The 25505-nt window shown below is 73.7% G+C and carries 16 protein-coding genes; 11 read left to right on the forward strand and 5 right to left on the reverse strand.

All coding sequences use genetic code 11. The annotated features are described in order from the left end of the window. The first annotated feature begins 173 nt into the window (after nt 1-173). From AAH979_RS07930 to AAH979_RS07940, 3 genes are all read left to right on the forward strand, one after another. Nucleotides 174-2609 carry a ribonucleoside-diphosphate reductase subunit alpha gene (locus AAH979_RS07930; protein ID WP_346257596.1) on the forward strand — a complete coding sequence of 812 codons (2436 nt, stop codon included), beginning with the start codon at nt 174-176 and terminating at the stop codon, nt 2607-2609. A gap of 83 nt (nt 2610-2692) precedes the next feature. Next, nucleotides 2693-3688, forward strand: a complete 996-nt coding sequence (locus AAH979_RS07935) for a ribonucleotide-diphosphate reductase subunit beta (RefSeq protein ID WP_346257389.1) — start codon at nt 2693-2695, stop codon at nt 3686-3688. A gap of 87 nt (nt 3689-3775) precedes the next feature. Next, complete coding sequence (locus AAH979_RS07940) at nt 3776-5101, forward strand: cytochrome P450 (protein ID WP_346257390.1); 1326 nt, start codon at nt 3776-3778, stop codon at nt 5099-5101. Nucleotides 5102-5264: 163 nt separating this feature from the next. Here AAH979_RS07940 and AAH979_RS07945 read toward each other — a convergent pair whose 3' ends face one another. Genes AAH979_RS07945 through AAH979_RS07955 form a run of 3 tightly spaced genes read right to left on the reverse strand, consistent with a single transcriptional unit; the run spans nt 5265 to nt 8994 of the window. Beyond that, a complete protein-coding gene (locus tag AAH979_RS07945; protein WP_346257391.1) occupies nt 5265-7703 on the reverse strand; it encodes an FtsX-like permease family protein in 2439 nt (812 codons plus the stop codon). 3 nt (nt 7704-7706) lie between these two features. Continuing rightward, nucleotides 7707-8444 (reverse strand): ABC transporter ATP-binding protein, encoded by a 738-nt coding sequence (locus AAH979_RS07950; RefSeq protein ID WP_346257392.1) that lies wholly within the window; start codon nt 8442-8444, stop codon nt 7707-7709. Beyond that, nucleotides 8437-8994, reverse strand: a complete 558-nt coding sequence (locus tag AAH979_RS07955; protein WP_346257393.1) for a PadR family transcriptional regulator — start codon at nt 8992-8994, stop codon at nt 8437-8439. The genes AAH979_RS07950 and AAH979_RS07955 overlap by 8 nt, the downstream gene beginning before the upstream one ends. 337 nt (nt 8995-9331) lie before the next feature. Here AAH979_RS07955 and AAH979_RS07960 point away from each other — a divergent pair, with 337 nt between their 5' ends. The 8 genes from AAH979_RS07960 (at nt 9332) to AAH979_RS07995 (ending at nt 21412) form a co-directional block, all read left to right on the forward strand. After that, entirely contained in the window at nt 9332-10444 is a 1113-nt protein-coding gene (locus AAH979_RS07960) for a glycerophosphodiester phosphodiesterase (RefSeq protein WP_346257394.1), read from the forward strand. Between the two features lie 161 nt (nt 10445-10605). Next, complete coding sequence (locus tag AAH979_RS07965) at nt 10606-11805, forward strand: low temperature requirement protein A (RefSeq protein WP_346257395.1); 1200 nt, start codon at nt 10606-10608, stop codon at nt 11803-11805. Between the two features lie 85 nt (nt 11806-11890). Continuing rightward, nucleotides 11891-12337, forward strand: a complete 447-nt coding sequence (locus tag AAH979_RS07970; protein ID WP_346257396.1) for a VOC family protein — start codon at nt 11891-11893, stop codon at nt 12335-12337. Between the two features lie 225 nt (nt 12338-12562). Further along, a complete protein-coding gene (locus AAH979_RS07975; protein WP_346257397.1) occupies nt 12563-13960 on the forward strand; it encodes an acyl-CoA synthetase in 1398 nt (465 codons plus the stop codon). A 270-nt stretch (nt 13961-14230) separates the two neighbouring features. Continuing rightward, the gene (locus AAH979_RS07980) at nt 14231-15535 is read left to right on the forward strand and encodes a radical SAM protein (RefSeq protein WP_346257398.1); all 1305 of its coding nucleotides are present in this window, start codon (nt 14231-14233) and stop codon (nt 15533-15535) included. A gap of 363 nt (nt 15536-15898) precedes the next feature. Next, a complete protein-coding gene (locus AAH979_RS07985; RefSeq protein WP_346257399.1) occupies nt 15899-19183 on the forward strand; it encodes a BTAD domain-containing putative transcriptional regulator in 3285 nt (1094 codons plus the stop codon). A gap of 154 nt (nt 19184-19337) precedes the next feature. Next, complete coding sequence (locus AAH979_RS07990) at nt 19338-20858, forward strand: hypothetical protein (RefSeq protein ID WP_346257400.1); 1521 nt, start codon at nt 19338-19340, stop codon at nt 20856-20858. A 14-nt stretch (nt 20859-20872) separates the two neighbouring features. Next, nucleotides 20873-21412 carry a hypothetical protein gene (locus AAH979_RS07995; RefSeq protein WP_346257401.1) on the forward strand — a complete coding sequence of 180 codons (540 nt, stop codon included), beginning with the start codon at nt 20873-20875 and terminating at the stop codon, nt 21410-21412. A gap of 45 nt (nt 21413-21457) precedes the next feature. On the opposite strand, the gene AAH979_RS08000 is transcribed toward AAH979_RS07995, so the two are convergent. Both AAH979_RS08000 and AAH979_RS08005 read right to left on the reverse strand, forming a co-directional pair. After that, complete coding sequence (locus AAH979_RS08000) at nt 21458-22981, reverse strand: serine/threonine-protein kinase (protein WP_346257402.1); 1524 nt, start codon at nt 22979-22981, stop codon at nt 21458-21460. Between the two features lie 178 nt (nt 22982-23159). Next, on the reverse strand, nt 23160-25463 hold the full coding sequence (locus tag AAH979_RS08005) for an APC family permease (RefSeq protein ID WP_346257403.1): 2304 nt from the start codon (nt 25461-25463) through the stop codon (nt 23160-23162). Nucleotides 25464-25505: the final 42 nt, after the last annotated feature.

The raw sequence follows: 25505 nt of genomic DNA on the forward strand, positions 1-25505 counted from the left end.
CGGTCCGAGGCCGCGCGGGACGGCCGACGCCACCGACGTACGCCAGCGCGTGCCCGTCGGCGTCTCCGCGCGGGCTCCTCCACCGGAGGAGTCGAGTGCGCGAGGAGAGAGTTGTGACGGTCACCGAGGCCACGCCGAACGGGGCAGCGCCGGGAGACGCCGAGCGGTCGACGATGTCGGGAACCGCCGGTCACCGTGCCGGCCGGGACGCCGGACCGCCGCGGGTCCGGGACCGCGACGGCGGCACCGCGCCGGCCGACGTCGCCACGATCGCCCGCGCGCTGCGGCACGAGGCCGACGACCTCCCCGACGTCGACCCGGTACGGGCGGCGACCCGGGCGGTCAACGGCCTGCCCGACGGGGCGACCGCCGCCGAACTGCACCGGCTCTGCGTGCAGACCGCCGCCGACCTGATCGGGGAGGAGCCCCAGTACTCCCGGTTGGCTGCCCGGCTGCTCGCCGGTTACCTCGATCAGGAGGTCCGGGGGCAGGGCGTCGGCTCGTTCAGCGAGTCGATCCGACTCGGGCACCGGCACGGCCTGATCGGCGACGAGACGGCCGAGTTCGTCCGGGCGCACGCCGACGAGCTGGACGGCGCCGTCGACCCGGCCGCCGACCGGCGCTTCGAGTACTTCGGGCTGCGGACGGTCTACGACCGGTACCTGCTGCGGCATCCGGTGGACCGGCTGGTGCTGGAGACCCCGCAGTACTGGCTGCTTCGGGTCGCCTGCGGGCTGTCCCGTACCCCGGACGAGGCGATCGGCTTCTACCGGCTGATGGCCTCGCTGGCCTACCTGCCCAGCTCACCGACGCTGTTCAACTCGGGCACCCGGCACACCCAGATGTCCTCCTGCTATCTGGTCGACTCGCCCCGGGACGAACTGGACTCGATCTACGACCGGTACGCGCAGGTGGCGCGGCTGTCCAAGTTCGCCGGCGGGATCGGCATCGCCTGGTCCCGGGTCCGCTCCCGGGGCGCGTTGATCAGGGGCACCAACGGTGCGTCCAACGGGATCGTCCCGTTCCTGCGTACCCTCGACTCGTCGGTCGCGGCGGTCAACCAGGGCGGTCGGCGCAAGGGCGCGGCCTGCGTCTATCTCGAACCGTGGCACCCGGACGTCGAGGAGTTCCTGCAACTGCGGGACAACACCGGCGAGGAGGCCCGGCGGACCCACAACCTGAACCTGGCCAACTGGATCCCCGACGAGTTCATGCGGCGGGTCGAGGCGGACGGGACGTGGTCGCTGTTCGACCCGGACGAGGTGCCGGAGCTGCCCGACCTGTGGGGTGCGGAGTTCGACGCGGCGTACCGGGCCGCCGAGGAGCAGGGCCGCTACGTCCGCCAGGTCCGGGCCCGTGACCTCTACGGCCGGATGATGCGCACGCTGGCCCAGACCGGCAACGGCTGGATGACCTTCAAGGACACCTCGAACCGGCTGTGCAACCAGACCGCCGAGTCGGGCAACGTGGTGCACCTCTCCAACCTCTGCACCGAGATCCTCGAGGTCTCCAGCGACACCGAGACCGCCGTCTGCAACCTGGGTTCGGTCAACCTGGCCGCACACCTGGCCGCCGGCCCGGCCGACCCGGGCGGCGCAGCCGCCGCACCGGACGGGATCGACTGGGTACGGCTGCGGGAGACCGTCCGGACCGCGGTGACCTTCCTGGACCGGGTGATCGACATCAACTACTACCCGAGCCGGGAGGCGGCGGCGAGCAATCCGCGCTGGCGACCGGTCGGGCTCGGGGTGATGGGGTTGCAGGACGTCTTCTTCGCGCTGCGGCTGCCGTTCGACTCGCCGGCCGCGAAGGAGCTCTCCACCCGGATCGCCGAGGAGATCTACCTGACCGCGCTGGAGACCTCGGCCGGGCTGGCCGAGCGGTTCGGCGCCCATCCGGCGTACCCGCAGACCCGGGCGGCGGCGGGGCAGCTCCAACCCGACCTGCACGGAGTGGCCGGCCGCCAGACCGCGCGCTGGGCCGCGCTGCGCGACCGGATCTCGGCGTACGGGCTGCGCAACTCGCTGCTGGTCGCGATCGCCCCGACGGCCACCATCGCGTCGATCGCCGGCTGCTACGAGTGCATCGAGCCGCAGGTCTCCAACCTGTTCAAGCGGGAGACGCTGAGCGGGGAGTTCCTCCAGGTCAACACCGCCCTGGTGGCGGAGCTGAAGGCACGCGGGCTGTGGACGGAGCGGATCCGGACCGCGATCAAGCGGGCGGACGGCTCGGTGCAGGGCATCGAGGAGCTGCCGGCGCAGGTGCGCGAGTTGTTCCGTACCGCCTGGGAGCTGCCGCAGCGGGCGCTGATCGACCTGGCCGCCGCCCGGGCACCCTACGTCGACCAGTCCCAGTCGCTGAACCTCTTCATGGCCGCGCCCGACATCGGCCGGCTCAGCTCGATGTACCTGTACGCCTGGAAGTCCGGGCTGAAGACGACCTACTACCTGCGCTCCCGCCCGGCCACCCGGATCCAGCAGGCGACGGTCGCGGTGCCGCAGGGTTCCCGACCCGCGCTCGCCGCGGTGACGCTGCCCGGCGCGGACTCCCCGGACGCGGCGTCGGCCTGCTCGCTGGAGAACCCGGAGTCCTGCGAGGCCTGCCAGTGACCTCCGCCGCCACCCCGACGACCGACCCCGCCACCACCGACCCCGCCACCACCGACCGATGCCCCAGCGACCGTGAGGGACCCATGCTGCTCGACCCCGGAATGGACCTGACCCTGCGCCCGATGCGCTACCCGCACTTCTTCGACCGGTTCCGGGACGCGATCAGGAACACCTGGACCGTCGAGGAGGTGGACCTGCACGCCGACCTGGCCGACCTGGACCGGCTCTCCCCGGCCGAGCGGCACCTGGTCAGCCGGCTGGTGGCGTTCTTCGCCACCGGCGACACGATCGTGGCCAACAACCTGGTGCTCAACCTCTACCAGCACGTCAACTCGCCGGAGGGCCGGCTCTACCTGTCCCGCCAACTCTTCGAGGAGGCGGTGCACGTGCAGTTCTACCTCAACCTGCTCGACACGTACGTGCCGGACGACGAGGAGCGGTTCGCCGCCTTCGCCGCGATCGGGAACATCCCGTCGATCCGCCGGAAGGCCGAGTTCTGCTTCAGGTGGATCGACTCGGTCTTCGAGCTGCGTGCGCTGAAGACCCGTGACGACCGCCGGGCCTTCCTGCTCAACCTGATCTGCTTCGCCGCCTGCATCGAGGGGCTGTTCTTCTACGGGGCGTTCGCGTACGTCTACTTTCTCCGCTCCCGGGGGCTGCTGCTCGGGCTCGCCTCCGGCACCAACTGGGTGTTCCGGGACGAGTCGATGCACATGGCCTTCGCCTTCGACGTCGTCGAGACCGTACGCGGGGAGGAGCCGGACCTCTTCGACGACGAGCTGCGCGGACAGGTCCGCGAGATGCTCGCCGAGGCGGTCGAGTGCGAGGTGCAGTTCGCCGAGGACCTGCTCGAACACGGAGTCTCCGGACTCTCCCTGCCGGACATGCGGGAGTATCTCCAGTACGTCGCGGACCGCCGGTTGGCCCAGCTCGATATCGAGCCGCTGTACGGGTCGGCGAACCCGTTCGCCTTCATGGAGTTGCAGGACGTGCAGGAGCTGTCCAACTTCTTCGAGCGGCGGGTCTCGGCGTACCAGGTGGGGGTGACCGGCACGGTACGGTTCGACGACGACTTCTGACCCGCCACATTGCGCGCGCGGCGTGCCGGTCGGCCGCCGCGCGCGTACCGGTCCGGCGGACCGCGCGGCCACCGGTAGCCTGGCCGGGTGACCGGAGCGCCGCAGACGGAAGACCGAGCCCCCCTCTCCGCCGCCTCGCTGTTCGACGCGCGGTTCATCGCCGACCCCTATCCCGGGTTCGCCGCCCTGCGCACGGCCGCCCCGGTGCACCGGCTCACCCTGCCGGACGGCGCGAACGTCTGGCTGGTGACCCGCTACGCCGACGTCCGCGCCGGGCTCGCCGACTCGCGGCTGTCGCTGGACAAGGCGAACTCCACCGACGGGTGGAAGGGTTTCTCGCTGCCGCCGGCGCTGGACGCCAACCTGCTGAACATGGATCCGCCGGACCACACCCGGATCCGCCGGTTGGTCCGGCACGCCTTCGGGCCACAGCGGATCGCCCGGCTGCGGCCGAAGATCGAGGCGGCGGCCGAGCGGCTGCTGGACCGGATCGCCCCGGCCGGGCGGGCGGACCTGGTCGCCGAGTACGCCGGTCCGCTGCCGGTCACCGTCATCTCCGACCTGCTGGGGGTGCCGGAGGCGGACCGGGCCGCGCTGCGCGGCTGGACCGACGTGATGCTCGCCCCGCCGACCGACGATCCCCGCTCGGCTGGCCGGGCGGTCCTGGCGATCCAGGACTTCCTGGTCCGGCTCCTCGCCGACAAGCGACGGAACCCCGGCGACGACCTGCTCACCGCGATGATCGCGGCCCGGGACACCGGTGCGGACGACGCCGCTCGTGGCGTCGACGGTGCCGCTTCGGGCGCGCCGGATGGCCCCGGCCCGACGGCCGGCGGCGGCGCCGCGGACCCGGGCCGGCACAGCGGCGCCGACCGGTTGAGCGAGGACGAGCTGACCTCGCTCGCCTTCCTGGTGCTCTTCGCCGGCTACGAGAATTCCGTGCACGTGATCGGTACCGGCCTGCTCGCCCTGCTGCGCAACCCGGAGCAGTTGGCGCTGGTGCGTGCCGGTGCCGAGCCGTCGCCGGCCGCCGTCGAGGAACTGCTCCGCTATGAGCCGCCGGGCACGGTCGCGTTGCGCCGCTTCGCGGTCACCGATCTCACGATCGGCGGGGTCACGATCCCGGCCGGGGCCACGGTGCTGCTCTGCGTCGCCGCCGCGAACCGGGATCCCGAGCGATTCGCCGATCCGGACGCGCTCGACCTGGAGCGGCCGGACAACGCCCACCTGACGCTCGGGCACGGCATCCATTACTGCGTCGGTGCGCCGCTGGCCCGGCTGGAGGCGCAGATCGCGATCGGGACGGTCCTGCGCCGGTTTCCGAAGCTGGCCCTGGCGGTCGACCCGGCCGAACTGGCCTGGCGGCCGTCGTTCCGGACCCGAGGGCTGAGCAGCCTGCCGGTCACCTTCTGAGCGGCGCTCACCGGCCGGGCCGCCGGCGGCGGTCATGCTCGGCCCGGGTCCCGAGCGGTTCGAGGGCGGGACCGGGCGCCGCGCCCCACTCGTGGCGGACGGCGCCGCGTGTCATGCGTAGCCGACGGCGCCGCGCGTCACTCCTAGCCGACGGCACCCCGCGTCACTCGTAGCGGACCAGGTCGGCGGCCCGGGTCCGGGCCAGCGGGCCGGCGGCCAGGACGCCGGCGAACGCGCCGGCCAGGGTGGTCGCCGGCACGGTCGCGGCGAGCAGCATGGCGGAGGGGAGTTCGGCGAGACCGGGACCGGCGCCGATGCCGACCAGCACCTGGTCGGTGAGCAGCCGAAACACCAGTAGACCGATCGGCAGGCCGGCGAGCGCGGCGGCGAGGCCGAGCGCGGCACCGCCGGTCGCGGACTGGGCGAGGGTCTGCCGGACGGTGAACCCGACCGCGCGGAGCACTCCGAGGGTACGCGCCCGCTCCCGGGCACCGGTCAGCAGCGCGGCGGCCAGGTTGGCCAGGCTGACCGCCAGGACGAGGGCGGCCAGCAGGCGCATCGCCACGGTGTACGTACCGAGGTCGTCGGGGTCGGACGTCCGGGCGTGCACCGTGACGCCGGGGCCGAGTCGGTCCCGCAGCGCGGCGGCCAGCGCCTCCGGCGTACCGGCCGGGCCGGCCGAGACCAGGTACGCGTCCGGCGGTACCCCCGGCAGCATCTCGGCCCGGTACATCAGCAGTTCCCCGGTGTCCTCGGTCTCGCTGTACCAGCCCACGACGGTCAGCCGCAACGGGGTGTCACCGGCCCTGACCTCGATCGTGTCGCCGACCTGGAGTCCGAACCGGCGCAGCAGGCCGTACCCGGCGATCGCCTCGCCGGGTGCCCGCAGCGGCCTGCCCTCCCGGACCAGGAACCTGGCGTCGGCCGGATCCCCACCGATCGCGCGGGACAGGAACGTCTGGTCGCCGAGGGTGGTCCGCCGGTCGAGCTGGCTGTACCAGCCGGCGGCGTCCGGGGTACCGGCCAGCGCGGCGGTCAGGGTGGCCGGGTCCGTGCCGTCCGCCACCACGACGGCGTCGTAGGGGTCACCGGTCCGGGCCGGCTCGGCGATCAACCGGTCCACGGTGGCGGTGAAGCCGACCCCGACGACGACCGCCGCCACGGCGACCGCCAGGGCGGCGGCGGTCAGCGCCGAGCGCCCGGGACGGGTGAGTACGGCACCGAGACCGTACCGGCAGGCGGGGCCGAGCCGGAGCCGGTCGAGCATCCGGGTGACCCGGGCCGGGATCGCGCCGCGCGGCGGGGCGTTGCTCAGCACCTCGGAGACCGGTTGCCGGACCGCCCGCCAGGCCGGCAGTACGGTGGCCGCGGCGAGCACCGTGCCGACCAGCAGGGCGGAGCCGAGCAGCGACAGCGGCGCGATCCGCAGGCCCGGCCGGCCGAGCGCGCCACCGAGGCCGAGCTGGAGGAACGGGGCGAGCAGGGTGCCGGCCACCCAGCCGGCGAGTACGCCCGCCGCGCCGAGCAGCAGCGCCTCGGTGAGCAGACCGATGATCACCTGCCGGGTGGTGTAGCCGATCGACTGGAGCAGCGCGATCTCCCGCCGCCGGGCCATCAGCCGGGCGGTGGCGGTACCGGCGACCACGAACGCGGCGGCGAGCAGGACGAAGATGCCGAAGCCGGCCAGCGAGGCGCCGAAGATCCGGTCCCCGACGAGGATGTCCTCCCTGGTGTCCGGCCACGGCTGGACTCCCTCGACGCCGTTGCGGGTGCCGACCCGGGCGGCCACCGCGTCAGCCTGGCCGGGGTCGACCAGCCGGGCGACCAGCAGCGCGGTCCGCCCACCCGCCGTCGATCGACCGGTCCCGGGCGACCCGGCCGGATCACCGGCGCCCGGCGGGTCCGGGTTCGGAGCGGCACTCGGCGGGATCGGGTTCGGGCCGGCGCCCGGCGGCAGGGGATCACCGGCGCCCGTCGGTGTCGGGCCGGTCGTCGTGGTCGGACCGGCGGTCGGCTGCGGGGTGAGCGTGGCCAGGGTGGCCGGATCGACGAAGAGCCGGATCGGGTCACAGTCCGGATAGAAGCAGTCCGTCAGGTCGACCGCGGTGCCGACCACGGTCAGGGTCGCGGGCCGACCGCCGACGGTCAGCCGGACGCGGTCACCCGCGCGGATGCCGGCCTCGGTCGCGGCGGCCTGGTCGAAGACCACCTCCCCGGCTACGCCGGCCGCCGGCCACGCGCCGGTACGCAGCAGCGGCCGGCCCACCGGAGACGTACCGGTGACCAGGGTGGTGATCCGGGCGTCGACCGAGTCCCGGCCGAGCGCGACCGCCGCGTCGAGGTACGGGCTCACCGGGGAGGTCACCGCGAACGCCGGGTCCAGGCGTACCGCCTCCAGCGCCTCCGGCGTGCCGTAGACGACCAGGTCCGGGCGGCCGGCGTCGTGGTAGACCCGGTCCACCTCCGTACCGCCCTGATCCCGCACCGAGAGCCCGGCGACCACGCCGGTGGTGGCCAGCGCGGCGACCAGCGCGGTGGCGATCGCGGTGGCCCGGTTGCCGCCGCGCAGGCCGGAGCGGGCGAGCCGGAGGACGGCGGACACGGCTCAGCCCTCCAGGTTGATCAGGTTGCCGAACGCCGGCCGGCGGGCCGAGCCGGTCAGGTCCCGCTCGTCGGCGATCTGCCCGTCGAGCATGGTCACCACCCGGTCGGCGGCCGCCGCGACCCGGTGGTCGTGGGTGACCAGCACGATGCTCTGACCCTCCTCGTGGCGTCGGCGCAGCAGGTCGAGCACGGTCTCGGCGGCGGCCGAGTCCAGTGCCCCGGTCGGCTCGTCGGCCAGCAGCACGTCGGGGCGGTGCACCACGGCGCGGGCCAGGGCCACCCGCTGCTGCTGGCCGCCGGAGAGTTCGGCCGGCGCGGCGTCGGCGGCCTCGGCCACGCCCAGCTCGTCGAGGGCCTCCAGCACCCGGCGGCGCGCGTCCCGGCGGCCGACGCCCTGGAGCACGAGCGGCAGCTCCACGTTGCCGGCCACCGTCATCGTCGGCACCAGGTTGAGGAACTGGAAGACGAAGCCCACATGCCGGCGCCGCAGCATGGCCCGTTCGCTCTCCGAGCGGGTGTCCAACCGGTGGCCGGCCAGCCACACCTCGCCCCGGTCGGGGCGGTCGAGCCCGCCGAGCAGGTGCAGCAGGGTGGACTTGCCGCAGCCGCTCGGCCCGGTCACGGCGACCCAGTCGCCGGCCGCCACCTCGATCGAGACGTCCCGCAGGGCGGCCAGCTCCCGTACGCCGCCGTGGTAGGTGCGTACCAACCCGCGGGCGCGCAGCAGGGGGTCACTCATCGCCGTCTCCCTTCCAGGAGGTCTTGAGGTCGATCTGCGCGAGTTGCTGCTGGCACGCCTCCAGCCAGCGCAGCTCGGCCTGAAGGTGCAGCGCGGTCGCCTGCACCAGCAGGCCGCTGACGCTCGCGGCGGCGGTGCGGGCCGCCTGCCGGTCGAGTTCCCGGAGCGCCTCCAGGCAGCGCTGCCGGTGGTCGGTGATGACCGTCCGGGGATCCACGTCGGGCAGCAGTGGCGCGGCCAGCCGGGCGGCGACCAGCCGGAGCAGCACGTCCGGCTTGACCAGCGGGGGATCCGAGGGAGCGGAGAGCCACTCGTGCAGCGCCGCCGTGCCGGGTTCGGTGAGCCGGTAGACCTTGCGGTCGCGCCGGTCGCCGCCGGACTCGGTGGTGTGTGCGACCAGCCCGTCCCGTTCCAGCCGGCCCAGTGTCACGTAGATCTGGCCGATGTTGACCTCGCCGCCGGCGTCGGCGAACAGCTCGTCGTAGCGCCGACGCAGCTCGTAGCCGTGGGCCGGTCCGGCGGCGAGCAACCCGAGCACGACGTGTTTCATCCACCGACCTCCGATGCCTAGCCGCTAAAGTCTAACCGTTAGGCATTGATGGTCAAGTCAGGCCGCGCGGCGCCGACGTGTCTTCCTCGACCCCTACCCGCACCCGATCGGGCGTGCCGGCGTGGCCGGCCGGCGATAATTCCGGTCGACCCGGACGGACGAGGGCAGGGAGGCCGGATGACCGGGACCGATGCCGGGCCCCGACACCCCGGAGGTTCACCATCCGGACAGCCGCTGCCCGACTGCTGGTCGCCGGAGCGGGGTTGGATTCCAGGTCGATCCACGGGCGGAGCCGCGCCCAGCGGCACGGCACCGCCTCGACCGACGGGAGACGACATTGGCACGTACCCTTTCCGCGCTCGGCCTGGCCGGCGCGTTGCTGGCGACCGCCGTGGCGGTGCCGGCCAGCCAGGCCGTCGCGCACGACGACCGGTCGCGGCCGGTGGCCGGTGACCGCCCGCTGGTGATCGCGCACCGCGGCGCCAGCGGCTACCGTCCGGAGCACACCCTGGAGGCCTACCGGCTGGCGATCCGGATGGGCGTCGACTTCATCGAGCCCGACCTGGTCTCGACCCGGGACGGGGTGCTGGTGGCCCGGCACGAGAACGAGATCTCCGGCACCACCGACGTCGCCGCGCACCCCGAGTTCGCCGCCCGGAAGACCACCAAGACCATCGACGGAACCCCGGTGACCGGCTGGTTCACCGAGGACTTCACCCTGGCCGAGCTGAAGACGCTGCGGGCCAAGGAGCGGCTGCCGCAGGTGCGGGTGACCAACACCGCGTTCGACGGCCAGTTGCCGGTGCCGACCCTCCAGGAGGTCATCGACCTGGCCCGCAGCGAGAGCCGCCGGCTGGGCCGGACCATCGGCATCTACCCGGAGACCAAGCACCCCAGCTACTTCCAGTCGATCGGGCTGCCGCTGGAGGAGCCGCTGGTGCGGGTACTGCGGAAGAACGGCATGACCGACAAGAAGGATCCGGTGATCATCCAGTCCTTCGAGACCGCCAACCTCCGCAAGCTGAACAAGCTGACCGACGTACGGCTGGCCCAGTTGCTGGACGCGGCCGGCCGCCCGTACGACTTCACGGTGGCCGGTGACCCGCGTACCTATGCCGACCTGGTCAAGCCGGAGAACCTGCGCTGGATCGACAGCTACGCCGACGGCATCGGGACGAACAAGAACCTGCTGGTGCCCCGGGACTCCAGCGGCAAGCTGCTCGCCCCGACCACCGTGGTCCGGGACGCGCACCGGGCCGGCCTGGTGGTGCACGCCTGGACGTTCCGGGCGGAGAACCAGTTCCTGCCGACCGACTTCCGGATCGGCACCGACCCGAACGCCCGGGGCGACATCATCGCCGAGTACGAGCTCTTCTACGGACTCGGCCTGGACGGGGTGTTCAGCGACCACCCGGACACCGCCGTAGCGGCCCGGGCCGGGCTGGCCTGACCTGGCCTGACCGGAGGAGCGCCGCGAGCCGTACGGCGCCGGTGGGCGGCTGCCCCGGGGCGGGTCGTCGCCCACCGGTCCGTCGTTATGCCCGAGCGGAGGCCGGCGGTCGTGGTATGACTGCCGAGTGACGGGGCAGATCGGGACAAGGCGGACGGTCCGTGGCGGCCGATGACCGACGCGGACACCTCGGCGACTCCAGAAGCCAGGGGCGAGCCACCTTCCTGGAGCTCTTCCTCGATCTGGTGTACGTCTTCGCGCTCACCCGGCTCTCCCAGCGGCTGACCGACGACTTCACGGTCAGCCGCCGGACCCTGGCCTCCGAACTGGGACAGACCCTCCTCGTCCTACTCGCCCTCTGGCAGGTCTGGCTGCTCACCGCCTGGACGACGAGCCGGTTCGACCCCCGCCGGATCGAGATCCAGCTCGTGGTCATCGCCTCGATGTTCGGTGCCATGATCATGGCGGTGTCGTTGCCGCAGGCCTTCGGGGAGCGCGGCGTGATCTTCGCCAGCACCTACGTCGCGGTCCAGATGAGTCGCCCGCTCCTTCTGCTGATGGCGCTGCGCGGGCATCCCCGCAACGCGGAGTCGATCCGGGTCCTCTGCTGGACGACGATCGCCTCGGTGGGCTGGATCGCCGGGGCGCTCAGTGGCGGCACAGGCCGGGGGATCCTCTGGACGGCGGCCGTGGTCGTGGAGTTCCTCGGCGCCGCACTGCGCTGGCGGACGCCGGGCGTGGGCCCCAGCAACGCCGGCAACTGGGTCGTCAGCGCGGAGCACCTGGCCGAGCGCTACCAGCAGGTGCTGCTCATCGCGCTCGGCGAGGCGATCCTGGTCAGCGGCTTCGTGCTCAGCCCCGTCGGCTTCGCGGTCGAACGTACCGCGGTCTTCGTGGCGACCTTCGTCACCACCGTGCTGTTCTGGCGGATCTACTTCTACCGACCCGGGCCCGCGCTAGCCGAGGCAATCCGCCAGAGCCGTAACCAGCTCCGGTTCACCCGGGTCACCGGATACACCCACCTGGTCATGGTCTGCGGGATCGTCGCCACCGCGGTCGGCTACGGCCTGCTCATCAACGATCCGTACGCCGAGCACGACATGGCCTGGATCGGGACCATCTTCGGCGGTCCGGTGCTTTTCCTCGCCGGGCGGATGTGGGACGAGCGCGAGGCACACCGGAAGGTCTCGGTGACCCGCTGGTACGCCCTGCTGGCGTTCGCCCTGCTCACCCCGGTCGCCCTGGTACTGCCCCTGCTCGCCGCGCCGTTCCTCGCCACCGCGGTCATGGCCGGGGTCGTGGTCGCCGACGCGCTGCGCGACCCGGGGCAGTTCGCGATCGAGCCGAATCCTCCGCTCTGACCATGAGCGCCCCAGGAAAAGCTCGGGAGAAAGTCCAGGAGAAGTTCAGGAGAGTCCAGGAGAAGCCCAGGAGAAGGAGTCGACCATGGCGGACGAGGCACCCGACTACTTCCGGCCCGGGGCCGGGGCGGTGCTCACCACCCTGCTGATCGTCCGGGACGTCGACCGGTCCCGGGAGTACTACCAGCGGGTGCTCGCCGCCACCTGCGTGCGGGAGCGCGACCCCTGCGTCCTGCGGTTCCACAACAGCTACCTGGTGCTCAACACCGAGGGCGGCCCGACCGACGACAAGCCGACGGTCAACGCGCAGGCCCCGGCCGACTCGAACACGCTCGGCTGCGCGATGAACATCCGGGTGACGGACGTCCGGCAGGTCTACGCCGAGTGGTCGTCCCGGGGTGGCGAGTTCCTCACCGAGCCGAAGGACCACGGCGCCGAGATCCGCTGCTACCTGCGGGACCCGGACGGCTACCTGATCGAGGTCGGCCAGGGCACCGGCATCCTGGCCGAACAGGACTCGGCTTCCCGCTGATCGAAGCCTCCCCGGCCCGGCGGGGTTCGGTGCCCCGCCGGTGCCGGAGGCGTCGCGGGGACGGTTCGGTGCCCCGCCGGTGCCGGATCCCGTCCGGGAGGTCGGCTCGCCATGCTCCGTCCGGTCCGCCGTCGCCGGCGGTGGTCGGAGATCTGTGATCAACGGTGGCGACGGCGGTCGACCGGAGCTGGCAGGATCGTCGTCAGTCGACGGACGGGAGGAACGATGCTGCTGCCGGCACTGGGTGGGGTGCTGCCGGACCGGCCGGACGCGGTCCGGGTCGACGGTGAGGCGGCCTCCTGGGAGGAACTCCGGACCGCCGCCGCCGGGGTCGCCGGCCGGCTGGTCGGAGCGCCGGCCGTCGCCGTGTACGCGACCGCGTCGCTCTCCGGGGTGATCGGGGTGCTCGGCGGGCTGATGGCCGGGGTACCGGTGGTGCCGGTGCCGGCCGACTCCGGGCCGGTGGAACTGGCGCACATCCTCACCGATTCCGGAGCAGCGCTGCTGCTGGCGGACACCCCGCCGCCGCACCCGGTGCCGGTGCCGGTCGAGCCGGTCCGCGCCGCCGGGTCGGCGCCGTCCGTCACGCTCCCGGAGCCATCGGGTACGGCCACCGCGCTGATTCTCTACACCAGCGGCACCACCGGGGCGCCCAAGGGGGTCCTGCTGGCCCGGGACGCGATCGCGCACGACCTGGACGCGCTGGCCGAGGCGTGGGCGTGGACCCCGGACGACACCCTGGCGCACGGGCTGCCGCTGTACCACGTACACGGGCTGGTCCTCGGCGTACTGGGGGCGTTGCGGGTCGGTTCCCGGCTGGTGCACACCGGCCGACCCCATCCCGACCGGTACGCGGCGGCCGGCGGGACGCTGCTGTTCGGCGTACCGACGGTGTGGTCGAGGATCGCGGACGATCCCGGATCGGCCCGGGCCCTGGGCGCCGCGCGGCTGCTGGTCTCCGGCAGTGCGCCGCTGCCGGAGCCGGTCTTCGCCCGACTGGCCGGGCTGACCGGGCACCGCCCGATCGAGCGGTACGGCATGACCGAGACCCTGATCACCGTCAGCACCCGGGTCGACGGCGACCGCCGGCCCGGACACGTCGGCCTGCCGCTGCGCGGCGTCGAGACCCGACTGGTCGACGACGCCGGTGCCGTGTTGCCGGCCGACGGGGAGAGCATCGGAGAGCTCCAGGTCCGCGGCGCCACCCTCTTCGCCGGCTATCTCGGGATGCCGGAGGCGACCCGGGCGTCGTACGCCCCGGACGGCTGGTTCCGCACCGGTGACGTCGCGACGGTGGGGCCGGACGGGCAGCACCGGATCGTCGGGCGGGCCAGCGTCGACCTGATCAAGAGCGGCGGATACCGGATCGGCGCCGGTGAGGTGGAGAACATGCTGCTCGCCCACCCCGGTGTCCGGGAGGCGGCGGTGGTCGGCGCCCCGCATCCGGACCTCGGCCAGGAGGTGGTGGCGTACGTCGTCGGTGACGGCGTGACCGCCCAGTCGTTGATCGACTTCGTCGCGTCCGGGCTGTCCCGGCACAAGCGGCCCCGCCGGGTGCACCTGGTCGACGCGCTGCCCCGCAACGCGATGGGCAAGGTGCAGAAGCGGCAGTTGCTCGCATAGGTGGTTGACGAGCTAACCAGGGGTGCCGCGGTCCGTGCTGGCGCGGTTGCGATCCCGCTCGCTGCCCGACCGGGTACCGCCGGCCGTGCCCGTCCACCCGGCCGCCTCGCCGACGCGTGATCCACTCGGTGGGTCCGGACCGGGCGCGGGTAGCGTGGTCGGGGGCACACCGCCGGGGAGGCGGTCGCCGGCCAGCCGGCGCGGGGTGCCATGGTGACGGCAGGCTCGTCGGGAGATCCGACGGCGTCGTAGCGGACCGGAGGAGCGCGCGTGCAGACCCGCACTGATCTCGTCGAGGACCTGATGGGGCGCTTCCCGCACATCCCGCGCGAGGCGGTCCTCAAGGAGGACCTGCTGCGCGGTGGCATGGCGTTCGACGACTCGGCGCTGACCGACAACGAGAACGGCGAGGTCAAGCCGAAGTCGTACTTCATCTTCTCCTTCGACCACCGGACCCTGCCCGAGCTGGGCTCGGCGGCGCTGCGCCGGCCGCCGGAGGAGATCGTCCTGACCGGCGGCCCGTACGAGCTGCGCCGCACGGTGGTGTCGGTGCGAGTCAACCCCGACTCGCCGTACCGGGTCAAGGACGGCGGCGACGGGGTGCTCCGGCTCTATCTCGACGACCGGCCGATCGCCGACGTCGGGCTGCCGCCGATGCCGGAGTACTACCGGCACACCCTCGCGGGCGGCAAGTCGGTGATGGAGGTCGCCCCGACCATCCAGTGGGGCTACCTGATCTACCTCACCGTCTTCCGGGTCTGCCAGTACTTCGGCGCCAAGGAGGAGTGCCAGTACTGCGACATCAACCACAACTGGCGCCAGCACAAGGCGGCCGGGCGGCCGTACACCGGGGTGAAGCCGGTGGACGAGGTGCTGGAGGCGATGGAGATCATCGATCGGCACGACACCCTCGGCGCCTCGAAGGCGTACACCCTGACCGGGGGTAGCGTCACCTCCAAGGTCGACGGGCTGGCCGAGGCCGACTTCTACGGCCGGTACGCGAAGGCGATCGAGGAACGGTTCCCCGGGCGGTGGATCGGCAAGGTCGTCGCCCAGGCCCTGCCAAAGGCCGACGTGCAGCGGTTCCACGACTACGGGATCCGGATCTACCACCCCAACTACGAGGTCTGGGACAAGCGGCTCTTCGAGCTCTACTGCCCGGGCAAGGAGCGGTACGTCGGTCGCGAGGAGTGGCACCGCCGGATCCTCGACTCCGCTGAGATCTTCGGGCCGCGCAACGTCATCCCGAACTTCGTGGCCGGGATCGAGATGGCCGAGCCGTTCGGCTTCACCACGGTGGACGAGGCGATCGAGTCGACCACCGAGGGGTTGCAGTTCTTCATGTCCCGGGGGATCACCCCCCGGTTCACCACCTGGTGCCCGGAGCCGACCACGCCGCTGGGCCGGACGAACCCGCAGGGCGCACCGCTGGAATACCACATCCGGCTGCTGGAGGCGTACCGGGCGACGATGGAGGCGAACGGGCTGAGCAGCCCGCCCGGGTACGGCCCGCCCGGCGCCGGCAACGCGGTCTTCTCGGTCAGCTCCTTCATGGACACCCTGCCGCCGAACTGACGTCCGCGGGCTGCCCCTCCGCCGAGCGGCGGCGCGGGCGGTCAGCTCGGACTCGGCCGGCCCGAGGCAGATGCGATGAGCCGAGGCAGCCGCCGCCGCATCTCGGCGTCGTCGCAGTCGAACGGTCCGGCCGACCGTCGGTCGACCCGCACCGGTACGACGACTCCGAAGCTTGCCGGGCTGTTGGATCATGTCATCGAGGCGTTCCCGGGGCGGGAGGAGCGGCATGGCGCAGGTGGACGGCGCGGACCGGCGTAACCGCCCTGCCGCCGACGGGCGAGCGCCGGACGACCGCCCGGGATGCCCGCCGAGCCCGCCGACGTCGCCGGACGGCCGTCTCCGGCCGGCGGATAACCTGGTGCCGTGACCACCGGTGGGGGATGGGCACCGGCTGGCGACGGGTGGCCCGATCCGGTCGTGCTGTCCAGGCCGAGGCTGATCAGGCGCCTCGACCAGCTCTCCACCCGCCGCGTCGTGGCCGTCGTCGCCAACGCGGGCGCCGGCAAGACGACCCTGCTGCGGGACTGGGCGGACCGACGGCGGAGCGCCTGGCACACCCTCGGTCCGGCCGATCGCGATCCGCAGCAGCTCTTCGCCGCCGTCGCGGCGGCGCTGCGCTCCGCCGGCATCCAGGTACCCGTCCCGAACATCCGGGACGACCCGTCGGTACTCGCCGGACTGCTCGTCGAGGCTCTGGCCGCCGCCGGCCCGGCTGCCACTGCGACCACCGGCCCGGCTGCCGGCACCACTGTCCGCCCGGCCGGGGGCAGCATGGCCGGTACGGCCGCGGCTGTCGAGACTGTCAGCGCCGGATCGGCTGCCGGCGCCGGCCCGGCCGGGTCCGTCGCCGGGGCGATCCGCCTGGTGCTCGACGACGCACACCTGCTGGACGGCGGCCCGAGCGCGAGCCTGCTGGCGGCGCTCGCCACCCGACTGCCCGCCGGCACGGTGCTGGTGGTCGCCGGACGGGGCCCGGTGCCGTTCCCGGCCGGCCCGCTGCGATCCGCCGGCCGGCTCGGCGAGGTCACCGCGGCGGACCTCGCACTCACCCCGGCCGAGGTACGCCGGATGCTGGCTGCCGCGGGCGCGGCGGGGCAACACCCGATCGTCCGGCGCAGCGCGCTCGACTGTGCCGACTCACCCGGGGTGGTCGCCGCGATCGCCGGCCTCGCCACCGAGTGCGGTGCGGGACGGGAACGCCGGGCCACCCGCCCCCGAGAGGTCGGGGCGCTGGCGCCGCCGGGACTGGGCGAGGTCTCCTCCACGCTCGACGAAGCCGACCTGGCCGCACTCTGGACACTGTCGGCGATCCGCCGGGCCGGTCCGCCCGGCCGGGGCGCCGGGGCGTACGACCGGGCGTTGCGCGAGCTGGCCGATCGGCGCCGGCTCGCCGCCGGTCATCTCGCCCCGCTCCGGGCGACCCGGCTGGTCCTCGGTGGACCGTCCGGGATACCCGACGCCGACCTGGTGCTCGCCGAGTCGGCGGTACGCGACGGGCAGCACGACGAGGCGCTGCGCCACCTGGCGGCCGTACCGGCCGGGATGCCGCTGCCGGCGGCGCTGGCCTGGCAGCTCGGCACGCTGCTGCACCGGCGCGGCGAGTTCGACGACGCGGAGGCGCTGCTCGAACGGGCGGCCCCCGGCATCGGGACGTCCGGGGGCGGGCCGTCCGGGCTGGCGGACCAGGCGCAGGTGATGGCGGGACGGGCGGCGGTGCGGTGGGCCCGGGGAGACGGGGCCCGGACCAGGGAACTCGCCGACGAGGCGGTCCGGTTGGCCGAGGAGAGCCGGGACGACGCGGCGATCGCGGCCGCGTACGTGGCCCGGGCGCTGGCCGCGTTCAGCGCCGGGGACCGGGCCGGCAACGAGCACGCGTACGCCCGGGCGCTCGCCGCGGCCGTCCGGGCCGGTGACCTCGCCCAGCAGTTGCGGATCCACTGCAACGTCGGCTCCCGGCTCGTGGAGGAGGGCCGGTACCGGGCGGCGACCGAGGAACTCGGCGCGGCGATCCGGCTCGGCGAGCGGACCGGGCAGCGGCTGCTGCTGGCGCTGGCCCTGCACAACCGCGCCGAGGCGTGGCTGGGGCTCGGCGACCTGGCCAAGGCCCGGACCGACTCCGACTCGGCGCTCAGCCTGTGGCAGCGCGACGGGTCGCCGCTGGCCGCGTTCGGGCTGCTGCTGACCGCTCGGGTGCACCGGGTCTGCGGCTCGACCAGCCAGGCGGTGGCCGCCTACCGGGCGGCGCTGGAGATGGCGGAACCCGACGGCAACGCGCAGGTGCTGATGGAGGCGTGTGCCGGGCTGGCCCGCACCCGCTACGCAGACGACCCGGCGGCGGCGGCCGAGTACGCCCGCCGGGCCCTGGCGATGCCGAGCGCCAACGGACCGACCGTGGCCGAACTCGCCGCCGGTTGGCTGGCACTCTGTTCTGGGGACGTCGCCTCGGCCCGCCGGCACGCCGAGCGGGCCCGGGCCGAGGCGGGACCCCGGCGCGACCCGGCCGGGCTGGCCGAGGCGATCGAACTCGCCGCGCTCGCCACCGGACTGGCCGGCCCGGCGGATCCGGCCGCCGGCGGAAGCGGCTCCGGCGCCGGCCGGATATCGGGCCGTCCGGCGGTGGGGCTGGTCGAGGCGGCGCAGATCTGGGCCGATGCCGGCAACGAGGTCGCGCTGGCCACGAACGCGCTGCTGCGGGCGCGGCTCGGGGCGGACCGGCCGGCCGAGGAGGTCGCCTACCAGCGGCTGCACCGGCTCGGCGTACGCGAGGGGGCCTGGCATGTCGCCGGGCCGCTGGCGGCGATCGGACCGGCGCCGGTGCCGGAGGTCGAGGTGCAGACCCTGGGGCACTTCGTGGTCCGGCTGGCCGGGGTGCCGGTACCGGCGGCGGCCTGGCAGTCCCGCAAGGCACGGGAACTGGTGAAGGTGCTGGCCGGTCAGCTCGGCCGGCCGCTGGGTCGGGAGACCCTGGCCGCCGTGTTGTGGCCGGAGACGGCGTCGGAGGTGGCGCTGCGCCGGCTGTCGGTGCTCGTCTCGACCGTCCGCGCCGTGCTGGACCCGGAGCGGCGACACCCGGCCGACCGATACCTGGACACCGACCCGGCCACGGTACGGATCAACCCGGACCAGGTGTCGGTGGACGCGGTGCGGTTCCACGACGCGGCCCGGTCGGCGATCGCGGCGGACGGTGCGAGCCCGCCGGACGGGCGTACCCGGGTGAACGGGGGCGCGCCGGTGGGGGAGCGGGACGAGGCGGGCGGCGTCGAGATACTGGGCCGGCTGGAGGCGGTCGCCGGGATGTACACCGGGGACTTCTGCGACGACGGCGAGGTGACCGGGGACTGGGTGGCCCGTCCGCGTACCGCCCTGGCCGAGTTGCACCGCGAGCTGATCCGCCGGTTGGCCCGCCGGTGCCTGCGAACGGGCCGGCCGGAGGCGGCGGTCGGCTGGTACCTGCGGCTGACCACCGAGGACGGCTACGACGAATCGGCACACCTGGGGCTGGTCACCGCGCTGTCGGCGGCCGGGCGGCACGGCGAGGCGGCCCGGCGCTACCAGGACTACCTCGACCGGATGCGGGAGATCGAGGTGCAGCCGGCGGCCTTTCCGGCGGTCACCGCCGCAGCCGCCGGCCCCCTGAACGATTCCTGAACCGCCTCCGAACATCGCCGCCCATCATGGAGCCCGGACGGCGGGGTGCCGGCCGGGGCGCCACGTCCCGGCTCCGGGTCCGGCCGGCGGCGGCTGGCGCGGCCCGCCGGTGGCGGCCCGCCCGACGCGGCGGGATCGAGCACGGAGGCGGCGGATGACCGGTTGGCGGCGGTGCGGATCGCTACTCCTGGTGGCCGTCCTGCTGGCCGGCGTCGCGGCGTGCGGCCTCCGGCCCGGCGGCGGCGAACCGGCGGGTGGGGCCGCCGCGAGCGAGGCGGGCCGCACCTACGGATACGGCCCGAGCCGCGACCGGTCGATCAAGTACCAGCCGGACGTGGTGCTCGTCGAGGGCGGACCGGAGGCGATCCGGTCGGCCAGCGCGGACGGGACGACCTGGGTACTCGACGCCGACGCGCCGGGCGCCGACGACCTCGAACCGGGCCGGATCATGTACGCCACCAGCCGAGCGGTCGGCCGGGTGGTGCAGGCGCGGCGGACCGGGGACGATCTCGCCGTCAGCCTGGCTCCGGTGACGCTGACCGAGGTGTTCCGGGACGCCCACTTCCGGACCGATCGGCGGTTCGACGAGGCTGACCTGGCGTACCAGGAGGTCCCGAACCTGCCCGGGGCGGTGAGCGTGCCGGCCGGGACGCGGTCGCCGGAGGACGCCGTCACCCCGATCGGGCTCGGCGGCGGCGCCGGGCCCCGGCCGCCGGCCGTTCCGGCTGCGCTGACTCCTCCGGCCCCGGTCTTGGCGCGGGAGGAGGCCGGCACCACCGTGCTCGCGATGAATCCCGTGCGGCTCGCCCCGGCCGGTGGCGGCCGGCTGCCACCGGCGCGGGAACGGAACTTCACGGTCAGCGTCGGCGACTGGGAGGCCCAGCCGTACCGGACGCCGGGCAAGCTCGGACTGAAGATCGGGTACGCGGCCAACGAGAACCTCAAGGTCTACATCGACTTCGCGATGAACGTCGCCGACCTGCGGATCCGGGCCGACGTGCCGATCTCGAACGGGCGGATCGGCAGCAGCACGTTCGCGGTCGACGGCATCCGGAGCATCTCGGTCGACGTCTCGGCCGGCGCCGCGAACGGCGCGGACGACAACAAGAAGGTCCGCGTCGAGGTCCCGGTCGAGATCAACATTCCGGTTCCGGGTGAGCCGCTGGTCTACAGCAACACCTGGAAGTTCATCGTCAGCACCGGCCTGAGCGGCCGGAACACCACGGTGAAGGCGGCCGGGGAGTGGGCGGTCAACGGCACCCTCGGCATGGTCGGCGGTACGTTGCAGAAGCCGACCCTCTCGGTGGTCCGCAGCATCATGGACTCGATCACCGGCATCTCGATCGGCCCCAGCGGGCTCGCCTTCGCCGTGGAGACGAAGATCCAGTTCGGCCTCGGCATCCCGGCGGCGTTCGCCGGCCCGTACGCCAAGCTCGTGGTCGACCTCGGCGTCACCAACGGCTCGGCGCTGGGCGCCCCGCTGGCCCGGTGCGTGTCGGCGAGCCTGAACGCCAAGGTCGGCGGCGGGTTCGGGATCACCGCCTCGTCGGTCGCGGTCGAGGCGCTGCAGAAGCTGCTGCCGGCGAAGCTGAAGTTCGAACTCGAGAGCGAGAAGTTGTGGCCGATCCACCGGGCGGCCCAAACCCTGCCGAACGTCCCGCTCTGCGTGGGCTGAAAGGAAGCTCCCTGATGATCGTCCGTAGCCGCCTGGTGCTGGTGACCCTGACGGCGCTCGCGCTCGCCCTCTCCGGCGGGTGCGGCCGGTTCGGTGGCGGCGACCCGCCGGCGGTCCCGCAGGACGCCCCGCCGGTCGCCACCGGTGCCGAGCCGGCGACCGAGCCGACCTCGGCGGCACCGGCGGCCGCGTCGCTGGACCCCTGTGCACTGGTCACCAAGGCGGAGGCCGAGAAACTGGCCGGTACGCCGCTGGAGGACGCCGTACCGATCCGCGAGACGTGCAGCTACACGGGGCCGGTCACCGGCCCGACCGCGCAGGTGGAGGTCTATGTCGGGGACGGGGCGAAGAAGTTTCTCGACATCGAACGCGAACTGGGGCACGAGATCTGGCCGCTGCCCGGAGTCGGCGACGAGGCGTACGCCGAGGATGGTGCCGTCTTCGTCCAGAAAGGCGGCCAGTGGGTCGCGGTCAAGCTGGTACTGCTGAACGACCCGAAGGAGAGCCGCAAGCCGCTGGAGGAGGTGGCCGGCACCGTCGCCAGCCGGATGTGAGCGGTGAGCCCGGTCGGATGGCGCATCCCGAGCTCCCGACCGGGGTCACTCCGAGGCGGTGTTCGTGGTCGATGGGACGCCGTCGGTACAGGTGACGGTCATCTGCACGGTGCGGTTGCCGTGCCGGAACTTGACCATCGTGGCCGGCGCCGGACCCGGTTCGACCTCGTCGATCCGGTAGGGGCGGTTCGGTGTCCAGGAGAGCAGCCGGGCGTCGCCGTCGGTGCAGGCCGCCTGGACCGAACCGCCGTCCGAGGTCAGGGTCTTCTCCTCCGGCGCCGGAGTCGGTGGCGGTGGGGACTCCGGCGCCGACGGCTCCGGCTCGCCCGGCCCGGTCGGTGTCGGGCCGCCCGGCTGACCCCCCGGGGGAAACCCGGTCAGCGGACCGGGCGCCCGGCTGCCGGTCGGTATCCCCGGGACGTCGGCGAGCGGCGTCAGCGGATCCGGCCATGGCGGTGGGGAGACGGAGCCGCCACCGGTGCGCCCCGACGGTCCGGTCTCGGCGGCCGGCCGGCCGCTCGGACCGGGCTCCGCCGCTCCACTGTGCCGGCCCGGTCCCGAGCCGAGCGGATCGGCGAGCCAGAGCAGCAGCGCGGTGACCGCGACGGCCGCCGCGCCGGTCGCCAGCACTCCGGCGCGGAACTGGGCGCCTCGGCTGCCGGCGGCCCGAGGCACCAGCACGGTCGAGGGTTCGCCGTCGACCGCGGCCGGGGCCAGCGAGTGGGCGAGTTCGTCGTCGACGATCCGCACCCCGGCGGCCCGGGCGAGCACGGCGGCCACCTCCCGGGCCGCCGGACGCCGTTCCGGGTCCTTGTCGAGGCAGCGTCGACACAGCTCGGCGACCTTCTCCGGTACGTCGGGCAGCGGCGGCAGCGGAGCCGGTTCGACGTACACGTGGGCCCGCAGCATCTGGGTCGCGGTCTCCGCGCTCCAGGGCGGGCGTCCCACCAACAGGCGGTAGAGCAGAACTCCGACGCCGTACACGTCGGAGGCGGGCACGACGGCGTCGCCGCTGATCCGTTCCGGCGCGAGATAGCCGGGGGTGCCGAGCAGTTCGTCACCCCACTCGTCCGCGTCGCCCGGTCCCACCGCGGCGGCGATGCCGAAGTCGACGACCTTCGCCCCGGACGGCGTCACCATCACGTTGCCGGGCTTGATGTCACGGTGCACCAGGCCACGGTCGTGGGCGGCGGCCAGCGCCGCCGCCACCTCGGCACAGATCCGGAAGACGGCCTTCGGCGGCAGCGGCCCGGCCGCGAGGCGCTGTTCGAGGGTGCCGCCCTCGACGAGCTCCATCACCACGTACGGGATGCAGGTCAGGCCGGTGACCGACTCGCCGAAGTCGTACACCTGGGCGATGTTGGGATGCGACAACGCCGCCGCGGCCCGCGCCTCGTGCCGGATCCGGCGTCGCGAGACCGGGTCCCGGGCGTGCGGGCCGGCCAGCAGCTTGACCGCGACCGGCCGGCCGAGCACCTCGTCACGGGCCCGCCAGACCACCGCCATGCCGCCCCGGCCGAGCTGATCTTCGAGCCGGTAGCGGCCGCCGAGTATCTGCTGCGCCTCCACGCGGACAAGTCTGCGCTGCCCGGCTCCGCCCCGCCCGGCCCACACGCCGACCGTACCGGCATTGTCATCGATTGGGCAGCAACTCGACCGAACGGTCGAGGGCGGAACCGGGCGGCGGTCGACGGGACGGATGCGATCGTCCGAGCGATCCCGGGTGTGCGCGATGCCCTCCAGCGTGCTATTCGGGCAGGTGGATCGGCACGCTGGTGACCACCACACCGGGTACGTCCCGCAGCGCGCGACGTAGCCGCAGCTCGGTCCGGGTGTGCAGCAGTTGGTGCCACAGATGCCGGACCACGATCTCCGGCACCACCACGGTCAGGGTGACCTCCGGGCGGACGGAGTGCAGGGCCGCGACGTACTGGGCCAGGGGTGCGATCACGGTCCGGTACGGCGAGATGATCGTCTCCAGCCGCAGGTGGTCGCCCCAGGTCTCCCACTGCCGGCGGAACCGGTCGGCCTCCTCCTGCTCCGGACTGAGATGCACGGCGAAGGCCGGCTGCCCGAGCGAGGTCGCGTACGCCAGCGCCCGCAGTGCGGCCAGGTTCAGCCGGGCCACCGGTACGACCACCAGGTGCCGTACCTCGCCCGGGCTGAGATCGACCCGCAGGTCACCCGGTCCGCTCGTCTCCTCCACCTCGTTCGGCCGGCGGGCCTCCTCCGCCGCGCCGCTCCGCGCGGTCGCACCCCCTACTCCTGACCGCGGCTGTGCGGGTTCGGGGCCGCCGTCCGGCCGGGCCGGGTCGGTGCCGGGGGCCGCTGTCGGCAGGGTCAGTGCCTGCCGCATCGCGTCGTAGTGCCACCGGATGTGCAGGCAGAGCAGCACCAGCAGCGGCACGGCGACCACCACCACCCAGGCACCCTCGAAAAACTTGGTGATCGCGGCGGTGACCAGGACCAGGGCGCAGAGCACCGCGCCGGTCGCGTTCAGCGCCGCCCGCCAGCGCCAGCCACGCTCGCGGCGTCGGCGCCAGTGCATCACCATGCCGCTCTGGGAGAGGGTGAAGGCCAGGAAGACCCCGACGGCGTAGAGCGGGATCAACGACTGGGTGTAGCCGCCGAATGCCACGAAGATCAGGGCCGCCGCCACGGCCAGCGCGACGATGCCGTTGCTGAACGCGAGCCGGTCTCCCATGTGCAGGAATCGTCGGGGGGCGTACCCGTCCCGGGCCATGAAGAAGAGCAGCCGGGGGAAGTCGTTGAACGCCGTGTTCGCGGCCAGCAGCAGGACCAGGGTGGTGGCGGCCTGGATCACCGCGTACCACGGCCCGGTGCGGAACGTCTCGCGGGCCAGCTGGGACAGCAGCGTCTCGTCGGCCCGGGGTACCAGCCCGTTGAAGTGGATCAGGAGGGTCAGCCCGGTGAAGAGCACCACCAGGATGCCGACCATCCAGGTCAGCGTCGTCCGCGCCTGCCGCCACTCCACCGGCCGGAACGCCGGGACCGCGTCGGCGACCGCCTCGATCCCGGTCATCGAGGCGGCACCGGAGGCGAAGGCCCGGAGCACCACCAGCAGGCCGAGCCCCTCGACCGCGCCGACCGGCGGTGGTGGAACCGGTTCGAATCCCCGGCCCGCCGCCCGGACCAGACCGACGACGAAGAGCAGTCCGATGGCGGCGATGAAGAGGTACGTCGGCGCGGCGAAGAGCCTGCCGGCCGCCCGTACCCCGCGCAGGTTGCCGGCGAGCAACCCGGCGATCACCAGCAGCCCGAGCAGCACCGCGTACGGGGTCAGCCCGGGCAGCGCCGAGGTGATCGCCTCCACCCCGGCCGCCACCGACACCGAGACGGTCAGCACGTAGTCGAGGAACAGCCCGGCGGCGGCGGTGAGCCCGAACCGGGGACCGAGGCTGTCCGAGGCCACCAGGTAGGAGCCGGCGCCGTGCGGATAGGCATAGACCGTCTGCCGGTACGAGGTCCCGACCGTGATCATCAGAACCACCAGCGCGGCGGCGATCGGCAGGGAGAGGTTCAGCGCGCCACTGCCGGCCAGCACCAGGATGGCGATCATCGCCTCCGGCCCGTACGCCACCGAGGAGAGCAGGTCGGAGGAGAGCACCGGAAGAGCGACCAGCTTCCGCATCCGCTCCTGGAGCACCGCCGCGCTGGCCAGCGGCGGTCCGAGCAGGGCGCGTCGGAGGGTGCCGGCGGCCCGGCCGAACCGGCTGCCGGTGGCGCTCGCCGAGCCCGTCGCGGTCAACTGCCCCGGCCGCTCGGTCGGGAACATCTCGATCTGGCCCAGCCGGTGGAAGCGGCCCGGCGCCGGCCGGTGCCGGTACTGTTCGAGACTCGGATCCAGTGGCAGTACGGCGTCCCGGGGTGGATGGTCCCGCAGGTCCGCCCGCCACCGCCGGCCGACGTCGTGCAGGGCGGCCAGCTCCGTCTCGGTCAGCGGCGGGAACTCGGCCGACGGGCTGAAGGTGATCGTCGGGTGCTCCGGCGGCGTCGCACCGGGCCCGTTCCGCTCCTGCCGCCCCACCATCTCCGCCTCAGTCCGGCACCGCTCCCGCCTCGCACTGTCACC

The organism is Plantactinospora sp. ZYX-F-223, from assembly GCF_039649625.1.
Taxonomy (GTDB): domain Bacteria; phylum Actinomycetota; class Actinomycetes; order Mycobacteriales; family Micromonosporaceae; genus Plantactinospora.

Coding starts and splice junctions, on each gene's coding strand:
- AAH979_RS07935 (WP_346257389.1), top strand. CDS start 2,693: ATGCTGCTCGACCCCGGAATGGACCTGACCCTGCGCCCGATGCGCTAC.
- AAH979_RS07975 (WP_346257397.1), top strand. CDS start 12,563: ATGCTGCTGCCGGCACTGGGTGGGGTGCTGCCGGACCGGCCGGACGCG.
- AAH979_RS07995 (WP_346257401.1), top strand. CDS start 20,873: ATGATCGTCCGTAGCCGCCTGGTGCTGGTGACCCTGACGGCGCTCGCG.
- AAH979_RS07950 (WP_346257392.1), bottom strand. CDS start 8,444: ATGAGTGACCCCCTGCTGCGCGCCCGCGGGTTGGTACGCACCTACCAC.
- AAH979_RS07990 (WP_346257400.1), top strand. CDS start 19,338: ATGACCGGTTGGCGGCGGTGCGGATCGCTACTCCTGGTGGCCGTCCTG.
- AAH979_RS07930 (WP_346257596.1), top strand. CDS start 174: ATGTCGGGAACCGCCGGTCACCGTGCCGGCCGGGACGCCGGACCGCCG.
- AAH979_RS08005 (WP_346257403.1), bottom strand. CDS start 25,463: ATGGTGGGGCGGCAGGAGCGGAACGGGCCCGGTGCGACGCCGCCGGAG.
- AAH979_RS07955 (WP_346257393.1), bottom strand. CDS start 8,994: ATGAAACACGTCGTGCTCGGGTTGCTCGCCGCCGGACCGGCCCACGGC.
- AAH979_RS07970 (WP_346257396.1), top strand. CDS start 11,891: ATGGCGGACGAGGCACCCGACTACTTCCGGCCCGGGGCCGGGGCGGTG.